Source organism: Candidatus Binatota bacterium (genome assembly GCA_012960245.1).
Lineage (GTDB): Bacteria > Desulfobacterota > Binatia > UBA1149 > UBA1149 > UBA1149.
On record DUBO01000027.1, the window covers coordinates 1 to 23401 of the forward strand.

Annotated in this window: 20 protein-coding genes; 9 read left to right on the top strand and 11 right to left on the bottom strand. The window is 65.7% G+C overall.

Translation table 11 applies throughout. The features are described 5' to 3' along the window. Window positions 1–237 precede the first annotated feature (237 nt). Complete coding sequence (locus EYQ35_04630; protein HIF63428.1) at window positions 238–1401, top strand: acyl-CoA desaturase; 1164 nt, start codon at window positions 238–240, stop codon at window positions 1399–1401. 74 nt (window positions 1402–1475) lie between these two features. Here the strand turns inward: EYQ35_04630 and EYQ35_04635 are convergent, their stop codons facing one another. Genes EYQ35_04635 through EYQ35_04655 form a run of 5 tightly spaced genes read right to left on the bottom strand, consistent with a single transcriptional unit; the run spans window position 1476 to window position 6473 of the window. Beyond that, entirely contained in the window at window positions 1476–2177 is a 702-nt protein-coding gene (locus tag EYQ35_04635) for a hypothetical protein (protein ID HIF63429.1), read from the bottom strand. Next, a complete protein-coding gene (locus EYQ35_04640; protein ID HIF63430.1) occupies window positions 2152–3693 on the bottom strand; it encodes a sodium:solute symporter family protein in 1542 nt (513 codons plus the stop codon). The genes EYQ35_04635 and EYQ35_04640 overlap by 26 nt, the downstream gene beginning before the upstream one ends. After that, window positions 3690–3980, bottom strand: a complete 291-nt coding sequence (locus tag EYQ35_04645) for a hypothetical protein (protein ID HIF63431.1) — start codon at window positions 3978–3980, stop codon at window positions 3690–3692. Before EYQ35_04645 ends, EYQ35_04640 begins: the two co-directional genes overlap by 4 nt. A 10-nt stretch (window positions 3981–3990) precedes the next feature. Beyond that, window positions 3991–5619 (bottom strand): fatty acid--CoA ligase, encoded by a 1629-nt coding sequence (locus EYQ35_04650; GenBank protein HIF63432.1) that lies wholly within the window; start codon window positions 5617–5619, stop codon window positions 3991–3993. A 14-nt stretch (window positions 5620–5633) separates the two neighbouring features. Then, complete coding sequence (locus EYQ35_04655; GenBank protein ID HIF63433.1) at window positions 5634–6473, bottom strand: crotonase/enoyl-CoA hydratase family protein; 840 nt, start codon at window positions 6471–6473, stop codon at window positions 5634–5636. Between the two features lie 210 nt (window positions 6474–6683). On the opposite strand from EYQ35_04655, the gene EYQ35_04660 reads away from it, so the two are divergent. The 4 genes from EYQ35_04660 to EYQ35_04675 all read left to right on the top strand — a co-directional run bounded on the left by EYQ35_04660 (window position 6684) and on the right by EYQ35_04675 (window position 13769). Continuing rightward, entirely contained in the window at window positions 6684–8456 is a 1773-nt protein-coding gene (locus EYQ35_04660) for a hypothetical protein (GenBank protein ID HIF63434.1), read from the top strand. 162 nt (window positions 8457–8618) lie between these two features. Then, window positions 8619–9731: a glycosyltransferase gene (locus EYQ35_04665; protein ID HIF63435.1), complete on the top strand. Its 1113-nt coding sequence runs from the start codon at window positions 8619–8621 to the stop codon at window positions 9729–9731. Then, the gene (locus EYQ35_04670) at window positions 9728–11737 is read left to right on the top strand and encodes a hypothetical protein (GenBank protein ID HIF63436.1); all 2010 of its coding nucleotides are present in this window, start codon (window positions 9728–9730) and stop codon (window positions 11735–11737) included. The genes EYQ35_04665 and EYQ35_04670 overlap by 4 nt, the downstream gene beginning before the upstream one ends. Before the next feature lie 4 nt (window positions 11738–11741). Further along, window positions 11742–13769, top strand: coding sequence for a hypothetical protein (locus EYQ35_04675; protein ID HIF63437.1), 2028 nt, complete (start codon window positions 11742–11744; stop codon window positions 13767–13769). Between the two features lie 22 nt (window positions 13770–13791). Here the strand turns inward: EYQ35_04675 and EYQ35_04680 are convergent, their stop codons facing one another. Then, window positions 13792–14631: an LLM class F420-dependent oxidoreductase gene (locus EYQ35_04680; GenBank protein ID HIF63438.1), complete on the bottom strand. Its 840-nt coding sequence runs from the start codon at window positions 14629–14631 to the stop codon at window positions 13792–13794. A 123-nt stretch (window positions 14632–14754) separates the two neighbouring features. Here EYQ35_04680 and EYQ35_04685 point away from each other — a divergent pair, with 123 nt between their 5' ends. Together EYQ35_04685 and EYQ35_04690 are read left to right on the top strand one after the other, a co-directional pair. Beyond that, window positions 14755–15936 carry an acyl-CoA dehydrogenase gene (locus EYQ35_04685; protein ID HIF63439.1) on the top strand — a complete coding sequence of 394 codons (1182 nt, stop codon included), beginning with the start codon at window positions 14755–14757 and terminating at the stop codon, window positions 15934–15936. 45 nt (window positions 15937–15981) lie between these two features. Beyond that, a complete protein-coding gene (locus EYQ35_04690; GenBank protein ID HIF63440.1) occupies window positions 15982–16764 on the top strand; it encodes an SDR family oxidoreductase in 783 nt (260 codons plus the stop codon). A 25-nt stretch (window positions 16765–16789) separates the two neighbouring features. Here the strand turns inward: EYQ35_04690 and EYQ35_04695 are convergent, their stop codons facing one another. Beyond that, entirely contained in the window at window positions 16790–17254 is a 465-nt protein-coding gene (locus EYQ35_04695; GenBank protein HIF63441.1) for a MaoC family dehydratase, read from the bottom strand. 111 nt (window positions 17255–17365) lie between these two features. Here EYQ35_04695 and EYQ35_04700 point away from each other — a divergent pair, with 111 nt between their 5' ends. Both EYQ35_04700 and EYQ35_04705 read left to right on the top strand, forming a co-directional pair. Next, window positions 17366–18793, top strand: a complete 1428-nt coding sequence (locus EYQ35_04700) for a CoA transferase (protein HIF63442.1) — start codon at window positions 17366–17368, stop codon at window positions 18791–18793. 6 nt (window positions 18794–18799) lie between these two features. After that, on the top strand, window positions 18800–20209 hold the full coding sequence (locus EYQ35_04705) for a hydrolase (protein HIF63443.1): 1410 nt from the start codon (window positions 18800–18802) through the stop codon (window positions 20207–20209). Between the two features lie 18 nt (window positions 20210–20227). Here the strand turns inward: EYQ35_04705 and EYQ35_04710 are convergent, their stop codons facing one another. The 4 genes from EYQ35_04710 to EYQ35_04725 form a co-directional block, all read right to left on the bottom strand. Then, a complete protein-coding gene (locus tag EYQ35_04710) occupies window positions 20228–20653 on the bottom strand; it encodes a nuclear transport factor 2 family protein (GenBank protein HIF63444.1) in 426 nt (141 codons plus the stop codon). Between the two features lie 35 nt (window positions 20654–20688). Continuing rightward, a complete protein-coding gene (locus EYQ35_04715) occupies window positions 20689–21594 on the bottom strand; it encodes an LLM class flavin-dependent oxidoreductase (GenBank protein HIF63445.1) in 906 nt (301 codons plus the stop codon). Beyond that, window positions 21579–22592, bottom strand: coding sequence for an enoyl-CoA hydratase/isomerase family protein (locus tag EYQ35_04720; protein ID HIF63446.1), 1014 nt, complete (start codon window positions 22590–22592; stop codon window positions 21579–21581). Before EYQ35_04720 ends, EYQ35_04715 begins: the two co-directional genes overlap by 16 nt. 3 nt (window positions 22593–22595) lie before the next feature. Next, the coding region (locus EYQ35_04725; protein HIF63447.1) for a long-chain fatty acid--CoA ligase at window positions 22596–23401 on the bottom strand (806 nt) is incomplete at its 5' end.

The window sequence follows — 23401 nt, forward strand, 5'->3', positions numbered from 1 at the left end:
CAAGAGGTGATGAAATGAAAAATCAAATAAAACGCCACAGCATGCGACTTTGGTTCTTGCTCATCGTCTTTATTCCTCTGCCCTCGGCGCTTACTGGAGGCCCACGGCGCTCTCCAATCGCGACAAATCGCAGTATAGAGGCCCGGCAGCGGTCACTCAAAAGCAGCCCTGTGAGCTTATCGACGCTCTTCGCTTTCGAAGCTGGCGACGGTAGGCGCGCGGGAGTATTCTGGGCGCATGTCGAACGCAGCCGAGCCCCACCCACCCCTGAACTGGCCCGCCATACTGTTCATAGGCACGACCACGATAGCCGCCTTGCTGTGGCCACTCTACGCGTGGTTCTTCGGCGTCACCTGGGCCGAGGTCGCGCTGGCGCTGGCCATGTACATCGCGAGCGCCATGGCCATCACCGTGGGCTACCACCGGCTGGTGGCGCACAGCGCCTTCGAATGTCGCCCCTGGTTCAAGGTGGCACTGCTCGTCGCCGGCTCGGCCGCGTGGCAGGGCTCGGCCCTCAGTTGGACCTCGGACCACCTTCGCCACCACGCCCACACCGACCAGGATAGCGACCCCTACAACATACGACGCGGCTTCTGGTACGCACACGTGGGTTGGTTATTCACCAACCAGGGCATGACCGGGGAGCTGCCCACCCACCTGGCCGAAGACCGCATGCTGGCCTGGCAGGATCGTTGGTACATACCGCTGGCCATCACTACCGGCTTCGTGCTGCCCTGGGCCATCTGTGGCGTGGGAGGCCTGCTGCTGGCCGGTGTGGTGCGGCTGGTAGCCGTGCACCACGGCACCTGGTTTGTAAACTCCTGGGCTCACCTGGGACACCGCCGCCCGTGGAACCCGGCGGTTTCGGCCGCCGACAGCTGGCTGGTGGCGCTGGTCACCTTTGGCGAAGGCTGGCACAACTACCACCACGCCTTCCCCGGCGACTACCGCGCGGGAGTTGAGCGGACACAGTTCGACCCGAGCAAGTGGCTGATCTGGTCGTTGTCGAAACTGGGCGTTGCCTGGAACCTGCAGCGCGTGGGCTTCAGCACCCGCTGGCGACGCAGCGTGCACTCCCTGCTGAGCTGGGAAGGCGAGACCTCGGAGAAACTCGCTCGCGTACGCGAGCTGCAATTGCGTTTGCACCGGCAGATGGTGCGCAGCCGGTCGCGAGCGCTCAAGACCCTCGGCCGCGTGAGCGAGTTGCCGCTGCCCGCCAATCTCAACGCGGCCGCCATCGCCCTCGCTGTAGAAACCCGCGGCCGCGAGCTGCGCGACAAGCTCGGCCGACGGGCCCGCCGGCGCATGGATAGCCTGGCTCGTTTGTCAGGGCGGCTGGCAACGCTCGAGTCACTGTCGGATATGCTCGCCGACTGGCAGCCGTTGCCCGCCGCTGCCTGAGTTAGCCCGCATTACTATGGTACCAGCACAGGCCCGGACCCGGCCTGACCCTGGCGGGCGGGGCTGCCTCCCCTTCAGCCCGCCAGCGCGGCCTTGAGTTCCTGGGCAGCGGCACCACCACTGCTGTCGCGCAGCACCACCGGCCCGAGCTTGCTGCGGCCGGCAAGCGCCGCCACCGCCATCACGACGTTGCTTAGCACCAGCGGCCAGAACACCAGGGTACACATCAGGGCCACGGTCGACATTCCGGCCGCCGCCGCCTCGCAACCGACCAGCCAGGCCCCCAGGGGCGAACCAACCGTGCCCGACAGGTGCAGCAGCACGCGCGCGGCCGGCGCAGCGGCGAGGTAGCTGCCGTAGCGCATCTTGAAACGCGGCTCCAGGCCCATGAGAAAAGCGTAAGAGTAACGCACGCCCAGCAGCAAGCCGGTGCCCACCTTGACCAGCGGTTGCAGGGTGCCCACGAGCAGCAGCATGGCCACTAACACAGCCACGGCCGACGACTGCTCCAGTCCCCAGCAACACAAGGCCAGCGCCGCCGCCGTCGCCAGCAGCTCGCCGACCAACGCCAAAGCCACTGACAGCTTGCGCCTCGGGCTGCGACCGTGCAGCTTATCGCTCACGCGGCTCACATCTTCGGCAAGCTCACGACGCTCGGCCGCCGCGAGTCCCCTCGCCCCACGCAGGAACGCCGCCCACGGCCCCGGCTTGTATTCGCCGATATCGAGCGCGGTCTCTATTGCTACAAGTTCAGTTCGTGCCGTGGCTGCGTCCATCTTCGTACCCCCTGCTCGCCGTCCATTCTCGCTCCTGCACGCCCGGCCGCGCAAACGACCAGGTGACCGCAACCGCCAGGTTGAGCAGCAGGCCGAGCAGTCCGTGGTGCACGCCCCAGGCATCTACAGTGGCGTTGCCGTAAAGGCCGAAGGTGAGCGTCAGCCCGGCCAGCATGCCGGCCAGCACCGCGTTGCCACCCAACCGGCTCCAATGCATTCCCAGCATGAAAGCCGGCACCAACTGCACCAGCATGTCGAACTTCATGTCGAGCAACCTCACCAGCGTGGGTCGCCCCGGCTGCCCTTCCATCCAGATGGCCGTACCCGCGGCCGCAGCCACCATGGCCCAAGCCACCAGCTTGCCCACGCGCGTGAGATGGGCTTGGCCGGCGTCAGGGCGCAGGAAGCCCTGGTAGAGGTCACGCGTTATCATCGACGAGATCGTCAGCAGGCAGGAGTCGGCCGTCGACATGAGTGCGCCCAGCACGGCGGCAAACAACAACACTACCAGCCAGTAGCCGAAGGCCGACGACGCCTGCACCTGGTGAAACACCACGCTGAGCACGCGGTCGGCGGCCGCGCCCTCCAGCCCTGGCACATGCGCGGCCGCGGTCACGCCGACGGTTACAGCCACCAGCGAACTCAGCAAGGGCAGGAAAACCATCACCGCCAGGCTGCGCCTGAGCACGGCGCCCGAGCGCGCCGCGTAGATGCGCTGTATGGCCTGGGGATAGAGCGCTGCGCCGAGGCCGAAAATAATGACGTAGCTCACCCAGTTGCGAGACGCACGGGCGCCCGGCGGCAGTACACGCGCGCGCAACTGCTCGCCGCCGTCCAGCAACACGCGCGTGGTCTCGCCCGGCCAGCCCCACATGCTGAACACCATCACCAGCAACGCGCCGAAACCGATGGCCAGCGCTATGCCCTGTATAACGTCGGTCCAGGCCACCGCCCTGAAGCCACCCATGGTTTCGTACACCAGCATGATGCCGGCCAGCAACACGACGCCCCAGGCAAAGGCCACCACCGGGTCGGCAGTGGTAAGCCCCTGCATGGCGCGACCCATGGCCACCAGCTGGGCCAGCAGGTAGTTGGCCAGGGCCAGGGTCATGACCAGCGGCGCCAGCAGGTCGATGCCGCGGTTGCCGTAGCGGTGACGAAGAAAATCGGCCGGGGTAATGAACTGCTGGCGCTGGGCCAGTCGGTGCAACCACGGGGCAAACAACAGGTAGCCCACGATGATGGCGGTCATGAAGTGAACCGAACTCAGCCAGGTCCAACCAATTCGGTAGGCCTTGCCCGTGAAGCCGAACATGGTGTTGCCGCTGTACTGGGTGGCGTAGAGCGTGAGCACGAGTACCGTGAAACCGATGCTGCCGCCGCCCAGGTAGAAGTCGCGCAGCGAGTCTTCGCGGCGCGCGCGATGCCCCAGCCAGCCCACCACGAGCAGTGAGGCCAGGTAGAGACCCACGACCGCGAGCCCTCCCGGGCCGAAGGGCAACACGGTGCCGGTCACAGTTGCTCTCCAGTAGACTCGTCGGTGTTATCGTCCGGGTCGCAGAAAGGATCGTCGGGTAGTGGCCAGTGGGAGAGCAACAGCCAGGCCGTGTAGATCGAAATGACCAGCGAAACGAAGACGCTCGTGACCACCCAGGCCGGCATGCCCAGCAGCAGCAGCGTACTGTCGGCCGGCCAGTACCAGGGAACGGCCAGCACCAGCAACACGCCGTAGACCAGCCAGGTACGGGCCTGCAGGTAACGCGATCCGCGGCTGCTCCTTTGATCGCGGCCTCGCATGGTCAACAGGCCCGGTTCACCGGAGGCCCGCGACGCGCTCGCGCAACTGGTACTTTACAACCTTGCCCGACGCGTTCATCGGCAGATCGCCCACCAACTCGACCCGGCGCGGCACCTTGTAGTTGGCCATATTCTCGCGACACCAGGCCACCACCGCTTCACTTGTCAGGTCCGAGCCCTCAGCCAGCACCACGAAGGCCACGCCCACCTCCCCCATGCGTTCGTCGGGCACCCCAACCACCGCCACCTGGGCGAGGTCAGCGTTGGCCGCCATCAGGTTCTCGATCTCGGCCGGATAGCAGTTGAAGCCGCCCATGATGAACATGTCTTTCATGCGGTCGGTTATCTTCAGGTAGCCGCGCTCGTCCATCACACCCACGTCGCCGGTGTGAAGCCAGCCGTTGGTTATCGTTTCGTCGGTGGCCGCCGGGTCATCGAAGTAACCGCGCATGACGTTGTAACCGCGCACCACGACCTCTCCCGGCTCACCGCGCGGCAGCTCGTCGCCCATGCGGCCCACGCACATGACATCTACACCGGGAATCGCGCGCCCCGAGGTAGTGGCTATGGTTTCGGGGTCGTCGTCGAAGCGACACATGGTGACAATGCCGCAGGTCTCGGTAAGCCCGTAGCCGGTAATGACCGTGTCGAAGCCGAGTTCGTCGCGCATGCGTTCAACCAGCTCCACCGGTATGACGGCCGCGCCGGTGACAGCCAGGCGCAAGCTCGACAGGTCGTGTTGCGCAAGTCCGGGATGGGACAGCAGGCCCTGGTACAGCGTCGGCGGACCGGGCAGCATGCTGACCCTGTCGCGTTCTATCCGCTCCAACACCCGGGCAACGTCGAACACCGTCTCGGGCAACACGGTGGCCCCTCGCATGAACGACGCCAGCCAGCCGGCCTTGTAGCCAAAGCTGTGAAAAAACGGGTTAACCACGAGATAGCGGTCGCCCTCGCGCAGGCCGACGACTTCAGACCAGCTCTCAAACGCTCTCAGGTTCTGCCCGTGCGCCGTCATGACGCCCTTCGGCTTGCCCGTGGTACCCGAGGTGAACAGCAGGTCGGAGAGATCGTCGCCGCCCAGCTCGTCCAGCCGTTCCCGGGCCTGTTGCTCGCTGACCCCGTCGGCGCCGGCGAGAAAATCCTGCCAGCCGTCGGCCCCGGGTGTCGGCGGCCCATCGAGCAAGAGCACGCGCTCGAGCGCCGGCAGCCCAGCCACGGGGCGGCGCGTGCCTTCTTCACCGCCATCCCTGGCCGCGCCATCCAGCGCGTCAACAAGTAGCGCGGTGTAGTCGGTGCCGAGAAAACCGTTTACCGTCAGCAGCACCCGGGCGCCACTGTTGGCAAGAATATAGCCAGCCTCGCCACCCTTGAGCCGGGTGTTGAGAGTGACCAGCACCGCGCCGGCCGCCTGCAGTCCCAGCGCAGCGGCTATCCAGCGATAACTGTTGGGCGCCCATACCGCCACGCGGTCACCCTTGTTTACGCCCGCGGCAATGAACGCGCGCGACGCCACCATCATGTCGTCGGCCAACCGGCGATAAGTTATCTCACCGTCGGCGTTATCCTCCACCGCCACCGAGTCGCCCCAGCGACCGGCGGCCGCCTGTACGAGCCCAGGTATAGTTTGCTGTTCGAGATCCAAACCGCTCGTGCCGTTCAGCGACCCTCGAAACGCGGCGGGCGTTTTTCAGCGAAGGCCTGCATGGCCTCGGCGAGATCGTCGCTGCGCATGAACGAGGAGTTCCAGTGCGCCACGTGGTCGAGTCCCTCGTCGGTCGTGTGCTCGTCGGAATAGTTGAGCACCTGCTTGACGCCCTGAACGGTGAGCGGCGAGTTGGCCGCGATCTCGTTGGCCGTGGCGCGCGCGCCTTCGAGCATGCGGTCCTTATCGGCATACACGCGGTTGACCAGGCCGGTTGCCAGCGCGCGGTCGGCGCCGAAAAACCCACCGGTAAACGCCATCTCTCGCGCCATGCCCTTGCCCACGATGGCTGTTATGCGCTGCAGGGTGCCCACGTCGGCGACGATGGCTATCTTTGTTTCGAATATCGAGAACTCCGCGTCCTCGGTGCACACGCGAAAGTCGCAGGCGGTTGTAAGGTCCACACCCCCGCCGATGCACTTACCGTGCACCGCCGCGATCACCGGCTTCCGACATTCCTGTATGGCACTGAAGCAGGCCTGCAACTTCAGAACCGTGCCGTACATGTCGAGGTTGCTGCGCGCCTCGCTACGATCAGCCTTGCCGTCACCGTTGCCGCCACCGACCACGCCCCCGGCACCCTCGCTCTTGAGATCCAGCCCGGCAGTAAACAGTCGACCCTCGGCCCACAACACGATGGCCCGCACCGACTCGTCGCGATCGAGCTTGCCGAAAGCCTCGCGGATTTCGTAGAAAAGCTCGAACGGCATCGCGTTAAGTTTCTTGGGCCGATTGAGCACAACCTCGGCCACGTGGGCTTCCTGGTCTACCCGGATGTACTTGTAATCACTCAATGGTTTTCTCCTCTTTGTGCGCGGCAAGCTGGCGGCCGCGGTGGGCTCAGGGCCTCGCGACAGAACGGGGATTATCGGGTTCCCGCAGGGTACGGTCAAGGCGGCAGGGGGGCACCCCCTGTTGACGGCCGGGAATAACCGCGTAATTGTTCATAGGCAGCAACGCGCCCGACCGAGCCCCTGCGGCCGGCGACGCTACGCCCGGCTCCAATGGAAGCAAACCGTCTCAATCGATGGCTGCCCTGGGTACTGTTCGCGCTGGCCCTTGCCGTAAATTTTTGCGGTATAGGCTGGGGACTGCCCGCCGGCAACCAGACCTGGGCCGCCGACGCCATCAAGCCGGGTGCGCCGCTGTCGATCATGCACCGCGTGCTGATGGCGGAGCCCTTCAACAGCGGATGGTTCTGGTTCAAGTACCCCATGGGGCACGTGTTCATCCTGGGTGCCGCCTACTCGCTGCCGCTGGCCCTGACCTGGCTGACCGGTGGCCTGGGCACGCCGACGGCAGACTACCCCTGGGGCATGCAGGACCCCGAGGGCGTGATGACACTGCTGGCCCTCAGCGGCCGGACTGTCAGTGTGCTGATGGGAGCCGGTTGCTCCGTATTCGTGTATCTCTCGGTCCGCCGCCTGGTCGACCGCGACTCAGGGATAGCCGCTGCCCTGCTCACCACCCTGTGCTACCCGGTGGTCTTCTACTCTCACACCACCAACGTAGAAATACCCTACGTTTTCTGGCTACTCGCGGCCCTGCTCGCCGCCGTCCGACTGCTCGATGAAGACGCGCGGCCCCACTGGTGGATGCTGCTGGGGGCTGCCACGGCCATGTCGGTCTCGACCAAGGAACTCGGCGCAGGGTTTTTCGTGGGACTGGTGCCCGCGCTGGCGCTGTTGATCAAGATCGGTGGGCGGGGATGGAGCGCGCTGTTGAAGGGAGCCGCCTGGGCGGGTTCGGCCTTCGTGGCGACCATGGTCGTGGCCAACAACGTGCCCCTCAACCCGTCGGGCTTCGTAAACCGGCTGCGGTTCCTGACCCACTCGCTGCCCGCCGACATGGCCCGCCAATATTCGCCGTATTATTTCCCCGTCGATTTCAGTACCGACCGGGGTATGGCCGTTGAGCTGGAACAGGCAGGCATCGCCGCCCGCGCGCTGCTCGACTCGCTCGGACCCCTGACCGCCGTGCTGGCTGCCGCCGGGCTGTTGCTTTCCGTGCTGCGCCGCCACAGCGCCCTGCTTCTGCTTACCCTGCTGCCCGCCCTGGCCTTCTACCTGTTCGGGCTGAGGTCGATGCTGTCGCTCAGTATCCGCTACGTGCTGCCGTTGTCGGTATTGGCCTGCGTATTTGCCGGCGTGGCGCTGGCAGCGCTGGCGTCGACCCGCCGATTGGTCCTGCCCGCGAGAGCGCTTGCCGCGCTGCTGCTGGCGGCCGCGCTGGTATACGGCCTCGACGTTGACCACATGCTGATTGCTGACGGCCGCTACCCGGCAGAGCGCTGGCTGCAGGATAACGGCAAGCCGGGCCAACAGGTGGAGACCTGGCAGCGCGCCACTTACCTGCCTCGCATCCAGCCACCGCTGCTGCACCACGAAATCAAGTTCGCCGACCGCAACAAGCCCGCGTTCGGCCAGCGACTCCCCGACTTCGTGGTCGTGTCGGAAGCCTCGCTGGGAGGAATCACCGTGCAGTACAGCAGCGACTGGCAACAGTCGGGAACCGCTAAACCGGAAGACCCCCGGGCCACGGACGCGGAACAGGGTGACGCCGCCGACTGGCTGCCCAACCAGGTGAGCGTTACGGGCAACATCATGAACTACAAGCGGCGAGAGAACGTGGAACTGCTCACCGCCCTGCGCGACGGCAGCCTTGGCTACAGCGAGGCCGCGCGCTTCAAAGCCAGGCCGTGGATAGAAAGACCCCTCATACGCAGCCTGAACCCGGAAATCGTCATCTACCAACGCGATGGCACCCGGACGCAATAATCTCCCGTCCGACACCCGGCAGGCAAAACATGGCGCGGACAAACCGGGGCGACGTTTTATCCTCTGAACGGTTATCATATAGACTGGTACGGCTGGCTGCACACAGCGCAATAACAGGGTCAGCCACGGGCCGTCCACGCGATTAGAACAGGGCCAGGACAGATGTCACTAGAAGTTACTTCGCAAACACCTACACAGAAAACACGGCCACTGGTTTCGGTCGTCATCCCCGTGCTCAATGGTGAGGACACCATAGCCAGGGGCATAGAATCGGTATTCGCGCAGGACTACCCCGCCATCGAGTGCATTGTGGTCGACGACGCATCGCAGGACTCGACGGCCGATATCCTGCGTTCTTTCGGCGACCGCATAACGGCCGTATTCAACGAAACCAATCGCGGCACCGCTGGCGCCTACAACATCGGCACCGCCCGCGCCCGGGGCGAATTCGTGCTGCTCATGGCCAGTGACTGTCACCTGACCGACCCGGCCTACGTGTCGGCAGCCGTGAGCGTACTCGAAGACGAAAGCATAGCCGGACTCTGCGGCCAGGGTGTATTCAGCGACCTGCATACGCTCAACCGCGTGCAACGGGTGTTCACTGTCGTGAACCTGCTCGACGTCGACGACAACCCCGACGACGGACTCTTCGAGGTCAGCTTCATCGAAACCCGCTGCGACCTGGTGCGCAAGCGAGCGCTCGAAGAAATAGGGTTCTGGTTCGAGGGTCTTTACAACTCCACCGAGGACCAGGACATCTCGGCCCGGATACGCCAGCTGGGTTACCGCCTGGTGCAGGACAAGCGACTCAAGTTCGCGTTGGACTTCGGCCAGACCGAGGACAACCTGCGCAAGGTAATAAAGAAACAGTACAAGTACGCCAACGGGCAAGGTTACATCTTCCTCAAGTACGGACTTGGCCACCACCTGATGACCGGTAACCAGGACAACCGCCGCAGCCGTATCCTTCATCGTATCGTGCAGGTAGCCCTCGGCCCGATCGTGGCCGTTGGAGTGGTGGCCGGCGCCACAGGCACCCCGGCGATCGCCTTACTCGCCACCGCCCTGCTGGCTGCACGCGGGATCTACTACTGGCGCAGCTCGGCCCGCTGGCTGAAGGGTGCCGAGCGCCTGTTCTGCGCTGGTCTGGGCCTGGTCTGTGACCTGACCTACGGCCTGAGTTTTCTGGCCGCGCTGGTGACCTGGGCCATAAGCGATCCCCGCATAGTGCGCTTCGGCCGACCGATGGCAGGCGACAGCAGACCAGGATCATGAGCGGGACAAGAGCCCACCTGCGCGCCGGCCTGGGCTCCCTGCTGGCACTGGCAGTGCTGCAATCGCTGGTTGAAAGCGTGGCCCTGCTGCTTGTCTACCGCGATCAGGTGATTCCCCCATACAGTTTTTTTGCCAACCAGCTGTACGATTTCCTCGCCAAACTCAGGTACGCAGCAGACGGCTGGCTCTCGTGGCTGCCCTCGCTTCCTAACAGCTTCACGGCTACCGGCACGGTGGGACACCTGTCGTTGCTGGCCGACCTGCTCCCCGCCACGGTGGCCATGGCGCTGCTGATTGGCACCGTAGGTTCCCTGCTCGGCCGGCTGGCCGGGCGCCGATGCCGGCCCACTGCCCGTGGTTACCTGTGGGCATGGGCAGGGTTGGCGCTGGTCGTTCACGCCACCACGGCGATCAGGGCGCTGTCGCTTGCCGAAAGCCCATCGCTCAAGCACCTGATCTACCGCTCGCGCAGCCTGGTCGTAGACGGAACACTGGTGGCGCTCGCGGTGCTGGCCGTGTCGCTTATCCTGGCCCGGCTGGTGACGTCCCGCCTCGAAAATTCCCGGCGAGCGTTACCGATCGCGGCGCTGGCCTGCCTGCTCGCGCTGCTCCCCGCTGCACTGCCCGGCAGCGCCGGCCCCGCGAATACGACAAACTTGAAAGGCTTCTCGCCCGTGTACGACAAGCCCAACGTGCTGCTTATTTCGCTCGACAGCCTGCGGGCCGACCACGTGAGCGCCTACGGTTACCACAGGGCCACCACGCCCGCGCTCGAAAAACTGGCGGCCGATGGAATACGTTTTGACAACGCCATTTCGACCTCGTCGTGGACGCTGCCCACCCACCTGACCATGTTCACCTCGCGCTACCAGCTGTCACACGGGGTGGTACACGACACCAACGTTCTCGACCCTGGCATCCCCGTGCTGGGCGAAATCATGAAGGCGGCGGGCTATAGCACTGCGGGGTTCGTGTCGGCCCCCTACGTCGCCGCCATGTACGGTTACGCGCGCGGCATGGACGAGTACCTGGACCTCAGCGCCGCCCACGAGCACCGAAGTCTCGCCAGGAAAGCGATCGTCGCTCCCGACATAAATGCCAACGCCCTGCGCTGGCTCGACCAACACGCCGACGAGCCCTTCTTCCTGTTCCTGCACTACTTTGACATCCACTACGACTACGTGCCTCCCGCGCCCTACGACACCATGTTCGACCCCGGCTACGAGGGCGAAATGGATGGTACCGATTTCATCGAGCGCAAGGACGTGAACCGCAACATGCCCGCGCGCGACCTCGAGCACATCCTCGCCCTCTACGACGGCGAAATCCGTTTTACCGACGAACACGTGGGCCGCGTGTTGGCCAGGATTGACGAGCTGGGGCTCCGCGACAATACCCTGGTGATCGTCGTTTCTGACCACGGCGACGAGTTTTTCGAGCACGGCAACAAGGGCCACCATCGGACGCTTTACCAGGAAGTGCTGCGAGTACCGCTGATCGTTCGACTACCCGACGGCCGCTGGGCTGGTGAATCCGTCAGCCGGCAGGCCAGCCTCGTGGACATTCTGCCCACCATCATGGACGTGGCGGGGCTGGACGGCCCCCCCGTGATGGAAGGGCTGAGCCTGCTCGAGCTGCGAGCGGCCACCCCGCGCAGTCGCGAGCGAGCAGTCTACGGAGAGTTTTTTGACAAGCGCGGATTCAACCTGCAGATAGCCCGTCGTCTGCCCACGAGTAAAACCATCCAGCACTTCAACCGCATAACTCATCCCAAAAAGGCGCCGGTAGAATACTACGACCTCGCCCGAGACGCTGAAGAGCAGCACGACCTGGCCGAAGAACGCCGGGAGGAACTGCGCGTGGAACTCGACGGGATGGGCCACTGGAGCGAGCAGCGCTGGCGTGCCCAGCAGCACACGCTGCGCGAGTCGCAGGCAGACACGCGAGTGGAGCTGGACTCCGAAACCCTCGAGCGCCTCAAGTCGCTCGGCTACGTGGGAGAGTAGTACGGTGGCGCGCTTGAAAAGGCTCTTCAACGCAGCGCTGGCCGCGGCGGCCTGCATGGCGATTCTGCAGGCAGTGGCCGTGACGCTGCTTGCCGCGTGGACCCGGCGTAACAGCATACTGGCCCCCAATGATTTCGTACCGCTCTACTGGTGGGACGCGTTCACGCGCTACTACGACTTCCTGTGTGCCTACCTTCCCCTGCCCGGACGCCCCACGGCCTTTATTGGACCGGGCTTCCTGGCCAAGCTCGACCTTTCGTGGGGACTGCTCGCCGTAAATGCAGTGGTGGCGTTTGAAGCCGCGGCTGCCGTGACACTATTGATGCTGGTGTTCCGCGCCGGCGATACCGACGCTGTTCGGCGCAGGGCACTGTGCTGGCTTCTGGGCCTCGAAGCGGCGGTGATCGCTGGAGGATGGTTCCTGCGAGGTGTCCCGCAACTGCTCAACTGGGCGTCCCTGCCCCGCGTCGCCCAGGCTTTGACGTGGAATTTTATCTTCGATGGCACCGCGCTGGCGCTGCTGCTGCTCGCCGGCTGCGCACTGGCCAGCTGGTCGCTGGTGGACCGTCTACCGGAGAAAGGCTGGAAGACAGCCGCCGCGCTGCTGGCAATCGCAACCTCTTCGGCCCTGGTCGCCCAGGCCAAGGCGCTGCCCACAGCCACGGCCATTGACGCAACACTCGAAGAACGTGCAGACCCCGCGGGCAAACCCCTGCCCGCTCTTGCCCCGGGATACAACCTGGTGCTGGTTTCTATTGACAGCCTGCGGTCCGATCACCTGGATGCCTACGGTTACCATCGCTCCACCGCCCCGACCATAAGCGAACTAGCAGCCAAGGGGGTACTGTTTCGCAATAACAGCAGCGCGTCTTCCTGGACGCTGCCCGCGCACATGTCGATGCTAACCGGCCGCAGCCTGCTGGGGCACGGCGTGACCTTTGACGACCGCAGCCTGACCGCCGACGTGCCGACCCTGGCCGAGTCGTTGAAAGGGGCCGGCTACAGGACAGGAGCGGTCGTCTCGGCGCCCTACGTGGAAGCTCGCTACGGTTTCGATCGTGGCTTCGACGATTACGACGATCGTACCATCAGCTTTGCTACCAACGGAGAGTCGTACAAAACGGTGACTGCACCCCTGCTGCAGAAAACTGCCGCCTCGTGGCTGGCCCGGAACGCGGGCGGGGACGAGCCCTTTTTTCTCTTCCTGCACTACTGGGACGTGCACTACGACTACGCCCCCGGCGCTCCCTACGACACCATGTTCGACCCCTCCTACGACGGCGACATCGATGGCCGCGATTTCTACTTCAACCCCGGCGTGCACCCCGACATGGCCAGCAGGGATCTCGACCACCTGCTGGCGCTGTACGACGGCGAGATTCGCCTGGTCGACGATCATCTCGCAAAGCTGCGCAGCACGCTCGCCGAGTTGGGGGTCGCCCAGAACACCATCATCGTGATCACGTCTGACCACGGCGACGAATTTTTCGAGCACGGCGGCAAGGGACACCACAAGACCCTGTTCGACGAGGTGACCCGGGTGCCACTGGTGCTTTACGTGCCGGGCGTGGCCCCCACGCGCCCGGTAGTAAAAATGGAGACCAGCATCGTCGACATAATGCCCACGCTGCTCTCGCTGCTAGGGGTCACCCCGTCCGCGAGCATGGACGGAGAAAACCTGTCGGGGATAGCCTTTCACGGCGAGAAGGAACGCGACCGCTCCACGCTGGCCGAACTCTACCGCCTGGGCAGTCGTAACTACCAATCGTCGCTGCGCAGCAGTGGGCGCAAGGTCACGCAGCTGTATGAAAACGGAGACGTTTACGCTTACGACATCGCGCGTGACCCGGCCGAGCAACAGCGCCTGGATTCCAGCACGGGATTCGTGCCCGGCGTCCTGCGGCAAATGGCCGACACCATGAACCGGCTGTGGCCGGTATACAGCGGCAGGCTGGACGGCGAAACGGGAAAGCTCGAAATGGACGACGCCACGCGCAGCCGGCTGGAGGCGCTGGGCTACATGGACCAGTGAGCAGCGCCGTCCGCGCGGGTCGTCAGCTGTCCATGAAGGCCTGGTAGTCGTCAAGATAACGCAGCACGGTATCGCTGTTGGCCGAGGGCAGCCGGAACACTACTTCTTCTATACCGAGGTCGGCAAAGTATCCCAGCTTGTCGCGGTCGGGCATCGTGCCGAAAGGCACCACGCGGGCCTCGGCCGGGTCGCGGCCCGCTTCTTCCATGGCACGGTGCAGGTCGGGCAGGGCTCCGCTTATGCCCGCGCCGCCTATGGGTATCCAACCGTCGGCGTACTCGGCCACCTGGCGAAACAGCGTCGGCCCCGGCGCGCCGCCGATGAGCACCGGCGGCCTCAGCCCGCCCAGCGGCTTGGGCCAGGACCAGCTCGATTCGAAGCTCACGTGCTCTCCGTCCCAGGCCGCCTCGTCACGGCTCCACAGCTCCTGCATGGCGAGCATTTTTTCGCGGAGGACGGCCCGGCGCTGCGACGGATCAACGCCGTGATGCCGCATCTCCTCGCGGTTCCAGCCGTAGCCCACACCAAAAACAAAACGCCCCTGCGACAACAGGTCCAGGGTGGCCACGGCCTTGGCAGTGATCAACGCGTCGCGCTGGGCAAGCAGGCAGATACCGGTGCCGAGCAGTATCCGATCGGTGGCCGACGCGCAGGCGGCGAGCGTAACAAAAGGGTCGAGCGTGCGGCTGTACTCGTCGGGCAAGGTGTCTTCGCCGGTCGGAGCCGGGGTTACACGGCTGCTGGGGATATGCGTGTGCTCGGGAACATAAAACGAGTGGTAGCCACGCGACTCGGCCTCGGTGGCCAGCGCGACCGGATCCATGGAACGGTCGGTCGCAAACATCGTAATACCCAGTTTCATCGTAACCCACTGATTAGCCGCCAACCCCACCTGCCACAAGAACTGGGGAGACGTACCGGCTGATCCACTGAGCGGGAGACGCCCCTTTTTGACAAGGGGGGTGGGGGTGGGTTCTATGCCATGGTGGATCTGCGCTTCAGCCAACAGGATGAAATCTTTCGCCGCGAGGTCGCCGACTGGATGGCCGACAACCTCGTGGGCGAGTTTGCCTGCCTGCGCCACCGTGGCGGCCCCGGCGACGACAGCGCACTGGTAGACGAGCGCAAGGCCTGGGAGCAACACCTGGGCAGCAACGGCTGGACCTGCGTCGGCTGGCCCACCGAGCACGGCGGTCGCGGCCTGTCGTTGATGCAGCAGGTTATCTTCCACGAAGAATACGCGCGCGCCGGTGGCCCGGGCAGGCTCGGGCACATGGGCGAAGGCCTGCTCGGCCCCACCGTTATTGCCTTTGGCAGCGAGCAACAGAAAAAAACCTTCCTCCCCGGCATAGCCGCGGGCAAGGAGTTATGGTGCCAGGGCTACAGCGAGCCCAACGCCGGCAGCGACCTGGCCAACGTGCAGACCCGTGCCGAACTGGTGGGCGACCAGTGGGTCATCAACGGCCAGAAAGTCTGGACCTCCTGGGCCGAGTGGTGCGACTGGGGATTCGTGATCTGTCGCACCGAGGCTGGAAGTCAACGCCACCACGGATTGTCGTACCTGCTCGTGCCGATGCGGCAGGATGGAATAGAGATACGCCCCATCGTGCAGATCACGGGCGACGCCGAGTTCAGCGAAGTCTTCTACGACAACGCCCACACCCACCGCGACAACGTGGTCGGCGAGGTCGGAGAGGGCTGGAAGGTGGCCATGGGAACACTGGCCTTCGAACGCGGCGCGTCCACGCTGGGACAGCAGCAACACTTCGTGCAGGAGCTCGACGCGGTGATACGAGCCGCCGAGAAAAATGGCCGCGCCAACGACCCGGTCGTGAGACAACGCCTGGCCGACGCGTGGATAGGCCTGAGCATCATGCGTTTTAATACCCTGCGCATGCTGTCCGGCAACGAGAATGGCGAACTCGGCCGCGAAGCGCTGATCTACAAACTCTACTGGGCCACCTGGCACCGCGAGCTGGGCCGACTGGCAATGGACGTAATGGGCGCCGATGCCGAGCTCACCGGCAAGGACGGCGAACTCACCATGTTGCAGAAGCTGTTCCTGTTTACCCGCTCGGACACCATTTATGCTGGTACCAACCAGGTACAGCGCAACATAATCGCCGAGCGCGCGCTGGGCCTGCCACGCGAAGCGCGCCCCGAATGATCGGCAGGAGCCGAACCAACCCGCCCACGAGGACCCGAGAGCAAAATGAGTAAAAACGTACCCGACTATCCCGCAGCCCACGACCTGCTGGCCGGCAAGACCGTGCTGGTGACGGCCGCCGCCGGCACCGGCCTCGGCTTTGCCGCCGCCCGCCGCGCCGCCGAAGAAGGCGCAACGGTCATGGTGAGCGACCTCCACGAGCGCCGCCTGGCCGAAGCTGTCGACAAGCTCGAGGAGTTAAGCGGCCGCCGTCCCGCCTCGGTACTTTGCAACGTCACCGTGCAGGAAGAAGTGGACAGCATGATCGCCGCCGCGGTGAGCGAGCTGGGTCACGTGGACGTGCTCATCAACAACGCCGGACTGGGACTTACGGCCGACGTGGTCGACACCAGCGACGAACAGTGGCAGATGGTGCTCGACATAACGCTTACGGGCACCTTCCGCGTAACGCGGGCCATGCTGCCGCACATGTACTCGCGCAAGACCGGCGCCATCGTCAACAACACCTCGGTCATCGCCTGGCGCGCACAGGCCGGACAGGCAGCCTACGCCGCGGCCAAGGCCGGCGTGGGCGCGCTCACCCGTTGCACCGCGCTCGAGGCGGCGCCGCACGGCGTGCGCATCAACGCGGTGTCGCCGAGCCTGGCCATGCACCCTTTTCTGAGCAAGGTAATGCCCCAGGAAACGCTTGACGAGCTGGTAGACCTCGAGGCCTTCAAGCGTAGCGCCGAGACCTGGGAAGTGGCCAACGTGATGATGTTTCTCGCCAGCGACTACGCTTCGTACATGACGGGCGAAGTCGTTCCGGTGAGCAGCCAGCGACCCTGATACGGGTGGTCAGCCCGGTAGCGAATCAGCCGGCGGGATAGAAACGGCTTATGGTGTCGGCCACGCAGGCCGGCTTGTCGCTGCCCTCGATCTCTATGGTCACGCGTATGGTGGCCTGCACGGCGCCGTCGCGCGTCTCGTCTGCCTTGACCAGTTCCCCACCGGCACGCACGCGCGAGCCGACCTTGACCGGTGCAAGGAACCTGACCTTGTCGGTTCCGCAGTTCACGCCCATGGCGACGTTATTAACCGTGATGACCTGCGGCAGCATCATGCTGATGAGCGACAGCGTCAGGTAGCCGTGCGCGATGGGCGCACCAAAAGGTCCAGTCTTGGCACGCTCGGGGTCGACGTGAATCCACTGGTGATCACCGGTGGCCTCGGCAAAAGTATTGACCCGCTCCTGGGTGATCTCCACCCAGTCGCTGAAGCCCAGCTCCTGTCCTACCGCCGCCTGCAAATCCCCTGTGTTGTCGAATACTGTAGCCATCTACTGCTCCCTCCGTTTCGCTGCCCCGGTGCTCGTGACCACGCCAGCCTGCAGAGCAAACACGAAGTCCCGCGCTGGCGCAACAACGGCGCCGCCCCTATCATCGCCGTCGTGACCAGAGCGGCAACAGCCAGGGGCCTGCTCGCCGACTGCGGCCTCGACCCGGTCCGCGTGCCCTTGTGCGCCGGCGACCTCGGCCCCGTGCAGCATCCGGCCCTGGCCTGGGCCCGGTCGGGGGCCATGCAGCTCACCGGCCGCGCCGATGGCGCGCCGCTACTGGCCCCGGGCCCGCTGGCGCTGTGTGCCGACGGCGCCGCTGCGGCCCTGCGCGCACTGGCACCCGGCTGCCTCGACGAACTCGACGGCGCTGCTTTACTGGGCGAGCGTGCGGCCTGCGCACAACTGTCGCGTAGAGGCCCGCTATCGCCCGGGGGCTCCTGCCGACTGTTACCCTGCAGTGACGGCTGGCTGGCCATCAACCTGGCGCGCAGCGACGACCTCGCAGCCCTGGCCGCCTGGCTCCAACTCGACACGGCACCGCCCAGCTCGACCGCTAGCGCGTGGCCCCTGCTCGAACACGAGCTGGCCCACAGGTCTTGTGGCCCGCTGCTCGAGCGCGCCGAACTCCTGGGCCTGCCGGTTTCCCGGGTGACGCGCCCGGCGGCCGTCGCACCCCCTTGGATGCGCTTTGCCCAGGGCATGACCACTCTTGACGGGCTGGCGCTTGACCGGCCGACGCTTGCCGCGGATCCTCCGCTGGTCGTTGACCTGTCGTCGTTGTGGGCGGGCCCCTTGTGCGCGCAACTGCTGGCCGATTGCGGCGCGCGCGTAATCAAGGTGGAGAGCACGCGCCGGCCCGACGGCGCACGGCAGGGCCCGCCGCGTTTCTACGACCTGCTCAATCACGGCAAGCAAAGCGTCGCAGTGGATTTTGCCGACGATGGCGATCTCGCCTTGTTGCGCTCCTTGCTCGAAGTAGCCGACGTGGTCGTTGAAAGTTCGCGTCCGCGGGCGCTCGAGCAGCTAGGTATCTCGGCCGGCGAGTTGTTGCTGCGCAGACCGGGCCTGCTGTGGATCGCGATAACCGGCCACGGGCGCGACAGCGGACGCGTGGCCTTCGGCGACGACGCCGCGGCGGCCGCCGGTCTGTGCCCCTGGGTGGACACCGATCACCCGGGCAAAGACGATGGCGGCGAGCAGCAACAGCCCTTGTTCTGCGGCGACGCGGTGGCCGACCCCCTCGCGGGCCTGCACGCGGCGGTGGCCACGCTGGCCTTGCGACGCGCAGGCCGCGGTGGCCTAGTAGACCTCTCGCTGGCCTCGGTAGCCGCGCACTGTGCGGACGCCACGGCCGACGCTGCCGACTGTTGCGCAGATATAGAAGTCAGCCGCTGCGACGACGGCTGGCAAGTCGTGGTCGACGACCAACGAGCCCTGGTGGCACCAGCCCAAGCGCGAAGCAACGGGCGACAGGCTGCCACACTTGGCCACGACACCGCAGAGGTCAGGGCCTGGCTCGGGAAACAACGGGGCCACTGAAAGCACTTGCTCGTAGTCAACGCCGAAATTGATGGCCGCAACGGCCTTGGCCTGCGCTGCGGCGACGGCTTACTGGTAGAAGTGGCCGTGGGCCTGCAGGCCAACGGCGACGAACTCGTGATCGACGCGCACGGCGGCGCTGTAATAGCCGGCCTGCACGACCATCACCTGCACCTGCTCGCCCTGGCCGCCGCACGAAACTCGGTGGCCTGCGGACCCGGTGACACACCCGACGCCGAGTCCATGAGGCGGGCGTTTGCCGCCGCCCCTGTTGCCCGCGACGCCCAGGGCTGGATACGCGCGGTCGGTTACCACGAAGCGGTGGCTGGCCAGCTCACCCGCGAGTTGCTCGACGGCATGATGGCCGACCGGCCCCTGCGCGTGCAGCACCGCAGCGGCGCAGCGTGGGTGTTCAACTCGGCGGCCTGTCGGATGCTCAAACTCGACGCCGCCGACCACGTTGGCGTTGAGCGCGACAGCAAGGGCCGCGCCACCGGCCGACTGTTTCGTGGCGACCAGTGGTTGCGCGAGCAGCTTGGCCCGGGCGCCGCTCCCGATCTCTCGGCGGTGGGCGCAGAGCTTGCCTCCGTGGGAGTCACCGGCGTGACCGACGCCACCCCTTCGAACGGAGCCGACGAGGCCGCGCTGTTCGGTCGCGCGCTTGCCGACGGCAGCCTGCCGCAGCGACTCACCTTGATGGGAGGCTTCGAACTCAGTGACCGTGGGTCGATGGTGGATGGCATAGAGACCGGCGCGGTAAAGCTCGTGCTCGACGAGCGCGCGCTACCCGCTATCGACGAGCTCGTAGCCGACATGAGCCGCGCCCACGACTCGGACCGTGCCGTTGCCGTACACTGCGTGACCCGCGTCGAGTTGTTCCTGGCGCTCGCGGCTTTCGAACAGGCGGGTGTCGTGGCAGGCGATCGCCTCGAACACGCCTCGGTCTGCCCCGACGAAGCGGTGCAACTGGCACGCGGACTCGGCCTTGCTGTGGTCACCCAGCCGGGCTTCGTACGCAGCCGCGGCGACGCCTACCTGCGCGAGGTCGAACGCAGCGACCATCCCCTGCTCTACCGCTGTCGGGCCTTCGTGGATGGCGGCGTTACGCTTGGCGCGGGCACTGACGCGCCCTTCGGCGACGCCGATCCCTGGCTGGCCATGCAAGCCGCGGTCGACAGGCAGACGTCCGGAGGCCACAGCCTCGGCGTCGACGAGAGCCTTACGCCCGAGCAAGCCCTGGCGCTTTTTACCGGCAGGCCACAGAACCCGGGTGGGCCGCCTCGACGCCTGGCGGCCGGAGAACCGGCCGACCTCGTCGTGCTCGACCGCCAGTGGTCACGAGCCCGCGACGAGCTGTCGAGTTCGATGGTACGCACTACCGTTACCGGCGGCCGCGTCAGCTTCGCGCGGGATTGATCACCCAGGCAGTAGCGATCATCCAGGCGGGCTGGCAAAGGTCGCCATCATGCGGTCGAACTCCCAGAAGGCCCGCAGGCACTGCAGCTTGCCATCGTCGTTGACGCGGTAGACGAACACGCCTTCGCACAGTGCCGTGCTGCCGTCGGGCTGGGTGGTGTGAATGCGGCCGATGTTGGCGACCTCGTTGCCACAGGAAAACGAATCGACCAGTTCAAAGTTTATGCCGGTGGTGGCGATGGTCGCGTCCCAGAACGCGCCTATGCCCTCGGGCCCGTGGTGCCCCTTGCCCTCGGGGTCAAGTGGCGAAACACCGACCGGGTCTTCAATCCAACCGTCGTCTGCAAACAAGGCAATCCACTGCTCGCGCGCGCCCTCGGGTTTTTCCTGCACGAGTTTCATCGAGCGTTGCGACGCCGCGCGCGCCGGGTGTTCTTCTGCCATCTGCGTGTCCTCCATTGTTGTTACCTCTTGTTGCACTACGCCGCCGGGCCCGCCTGTACCATGCCGCCCAGGATATCTGCCACGCGATCAACATCGTCGGGGTCGGTGGTGCTGGGCACCAGCAACACTTCGTCGGTCCCGAGGTCTTCCATGCGCCGCACGGCGTCGCGTAGCTTGTCGGCCGAGTCGACCAGGACCATGGGCACGATGGCGTCCACCATTTCAGAGCCCATGAAGGCCAGGTAGCGACGCAACACCTGGTCGAGCTGGTCGCGGGCGCCCGCCCCCAGCGCGTACCAGAAGGACGTGACCAGGCGCGGCGCGCTGTCGCGACCGGCGGCCTTCCAGGCCTCGCGCGCGGTGTTCCAGGCAAGCTCCGTTTCTTCGCTCGAAGGGCCGAAACTGAAGCCCGATATGCCATCGGACCACGCGGCAGCGCGTTCAATCGAGCGCGGATCGATGGCGCCCACGAGCACCGGCGGCCCGCCTTCCTGCACGCAGCGCGGTTCGAGCGGGCGCAGGGCTTCCACTGTCTCCTCGCCGCGCCACGCCGCCCGCATGACGGCCACCTGTTCCTGCATGCGACGCAGGCGCCGCCGATCGTAGGGACGGCCGAACGCGCGGTAATCCTCTGGGCGACCACCCACGCCCACGCCCAGCACCACGCGCCCTTCTGACAACATGTCGAGCGTGGCTACCTGCTTGGCCACGTGCAACTCGGCGTGCATGGGCAACACCACCACCGAGGTCTGCAGGGCAACCCTCTCGGTGACGGCCGCAGCCGCGGTCAGGGCAATCATGATCTCCGGGTTGGGAAAAAATATGCGCTCGCCAGCGGCTATGCTGCTGAACGGCCCGGCGTCAATACGGCGGGCCCAGTCGAGCAAGCGGTCGCGGTCGAGGCCCGGCACCATTATCGGAAGGTTCAATCCCAGTTGCATATTTCGTCCACCAATCCCCAGTCCAGTGCCGTTTGGGCAGTAATCGTTACCCCGCTCAAGGCCAGCCAGGCCGTGCGCTGTCGGCCTATGCGCGCGGGCAGGCTCGCTGTACCGCCGGCTCCCGGCAGCAGGCCCATCTCCAGTTCGGGTAACGCGAAGCTCGTGTCGGGGCGGGCCACCACGCGGCCGGCAAAGGCCGGCAGCTCTACACCCGAGCCCAGGTTGTGACCGTGCACGAAGGCTGTCACCCGGTCGCCGCAAGCCGCCAGCAACCTGCCCACGTTGCGCGTGCTTCGTACCGCGTGGGCAGTTGCCGGATCATCCAGCGTGCCGAACTCGGCCAGGTCCCCGCCGCTCGAAAAACACGGGCCGCGACCGCGCAGCTCAACGCGGGCTATAGAATCGTCGGCCACCACCACCGCCAGGGCCTCGGCCAGGGCGTCGCGCAGGGCAGTAGAAAAAGCATTGTGGCGCTGCGGGCGATTGAGCTCAAGCCTGAGCAACTCTCCCTCTCGCGTCGCCTCGACTGCCGCCGCGCTGTCACCCTCGTCGGTCGGCTTGCCACGTGCAGCCTCGCCGGCCTGCGTGAGCCAGCGAGCAAACTCGGGACCGGCCTGCAGGGTGGAGTAAGCCAGCGACTCCGCGACCAGTGCCTCGTGCAGTGAGCGGCCCTCGGCGCGCAACGACTGCACGAGCACCAACGAAGCGATGGGGTTGCGGGCGACCGCCTCCTCTACGGTGGCCAGCGACTCGCTGTCAATGACCACGAGATCCGCGGCCCGTGCCAGCGGTGAGTCGGCGCCCCGGGCGGCCGGGCAGAAAGCAACCGACGCGCAGGCGAGCTCTCGCAACGCGCGCGCAACGGCAGGCGGCAAGGGCAAGGTCGGGTCTGCAGAAGCAAGGTCAATGACCAGCGGGCAGCTGCCGTTGAGCGGCGACCAATCTTCGGCCGACGAGGGTGCGGCCAGGCACGCGAGCGCCTCGGCAGCGGTCAGCATCGGCTACTCAGCGACCCCGGCGCTGTCGGCCAGCAACTCGCGTACACGACGGCGCAGCAGCTTGCCGGTTTCGTTGTAGGGAAGCTCGTCGATGAATTCTATGCGGCCGGGCACGCGCGAAGAGCGCAGGCGTTGCTTGACCAGCGCCTGCAGGTCGGCGACTTCCGGGTGTTCGCCGCGCGCCACCACCATGGCGGCCACGGCCTCGCCCCACTCGACGCTGGGCACGCCGACCACGGCCACGTCGGCCACCGAGGGATGCTCGAGCAGCACGTCTTCTATCTCGCCCGGTGACATGTTCTCGCCGCCGCGGACGATGACGTCGTCAACCCGCCCCTCTATGAAAAGATAGCCTTCTTCATCAATGGATCCGCCGTCGCGGGTAGGAAACCACCCGTCTCCCTCCACCCGCGTGCCCAGGCCCAGGTACTCGCCTGACACCTGCTCGCCGCGCACGTAGATCTCGCCCGACTCGTTGGCGCCCAGGGTCGCGCCCTCGTCGTTGCGCACCTGCAACTCGACACCGGGAAGCGGACGGCCCACAGACACCAGGCGTCGTTTCACGGCCGCGTCGTCGCTCGCCGAGGCACTGCGATGGTCGTCGGGATTGAGCAGGGTAATCGTCGAACTGGTTTCGGTCAGGCCGTAAGCATTGGTGAAACCAGTGCCGGGGAAAAACCGCATGGCCTTTTCTATGACCGCCAGGGGCATCTTGCCGCCACCGTAGCTCAACGCGGCCAGCGCGGGCAGGCCTGGGTCGCTGGCGCCGTTGTTCTCGAGCTCCTCGACGATGCGCGACAACATCGTCG

Coding starts and splice junctions, on each gene's coding strand:
- EYQ35_04630 (HIF63428.1), top strand. CDS start 238: ATGTCGAACGCAGCCGAGCCCCACCCACCCCTGAACTGGCCCGCCATA.
- EYQ35_04635 (HIF63429.1), bottom strand. CDS start 2,177: ATGGACGCAGCCACGGCACGAACTGAACTTGTAGCAATAGAGACCGCG.
- EYQ35_04660 (HIF63434.1), top strand. CDS start 6,684: ATGGAAGCAAACCGTCTCAATCGATGGCTGCCCTGGGTACTGTTCGCG.
- EYQ35_04665 (HIF63435.1), top strand. CDS start 8,619: ATGTCACTAGAAGTTACTTCGCAAACACCTACACAGAAAACACGGCCA.
- EYQ35_04670 (HIF63436.1), top strand. CDS start 9,728: ATGAGCGGGACAAGAGCCCACCTGCGCGCCGGCCTGGGCTCCCTGCTG.
- EYQ35_04680 (HIF63438.1), bottom strand. CDS start 14,631: ATGAAACTGGGTATTACGATGTTTGCGACCGACCGTTCCATGGATCCG.
- EYQ35_04690 (HIF63440.1), top strand. CDS start 15,982: ATGAGTAAAAACGTACCCGACTATCCCGCAGCCCACGACCTGCTGGCC.
- EYQ35_04695 (HIF63441.1), bottom strand. CDS start 17,254: ATGGCTACAGTATTCGACAACACAGGGGATTTGCAGGCGGCGGTAGGA.
- EYQ35_04710 (HIF63444.1), bottom strand. CDS start 20,653: ATGGCAGAAGAACACCCGGCGCGCGCGGCGTCGCAACGCTCGATGAAA.
- EYQ35_04715 (HIF63445.1), bottom strand. CDS start 21,594: ATGCAACTGGGATTGAACCTTCCGATAATGGTGCCGGGCCTCGACCGC.
- EYQ35_04720 (HIF63446.1), bottom strand. CDS start 22,592: ATGCTGACCGCTGCCGAGGCGCTCGCGTGCCTGGCCGCACCCTCGTCG.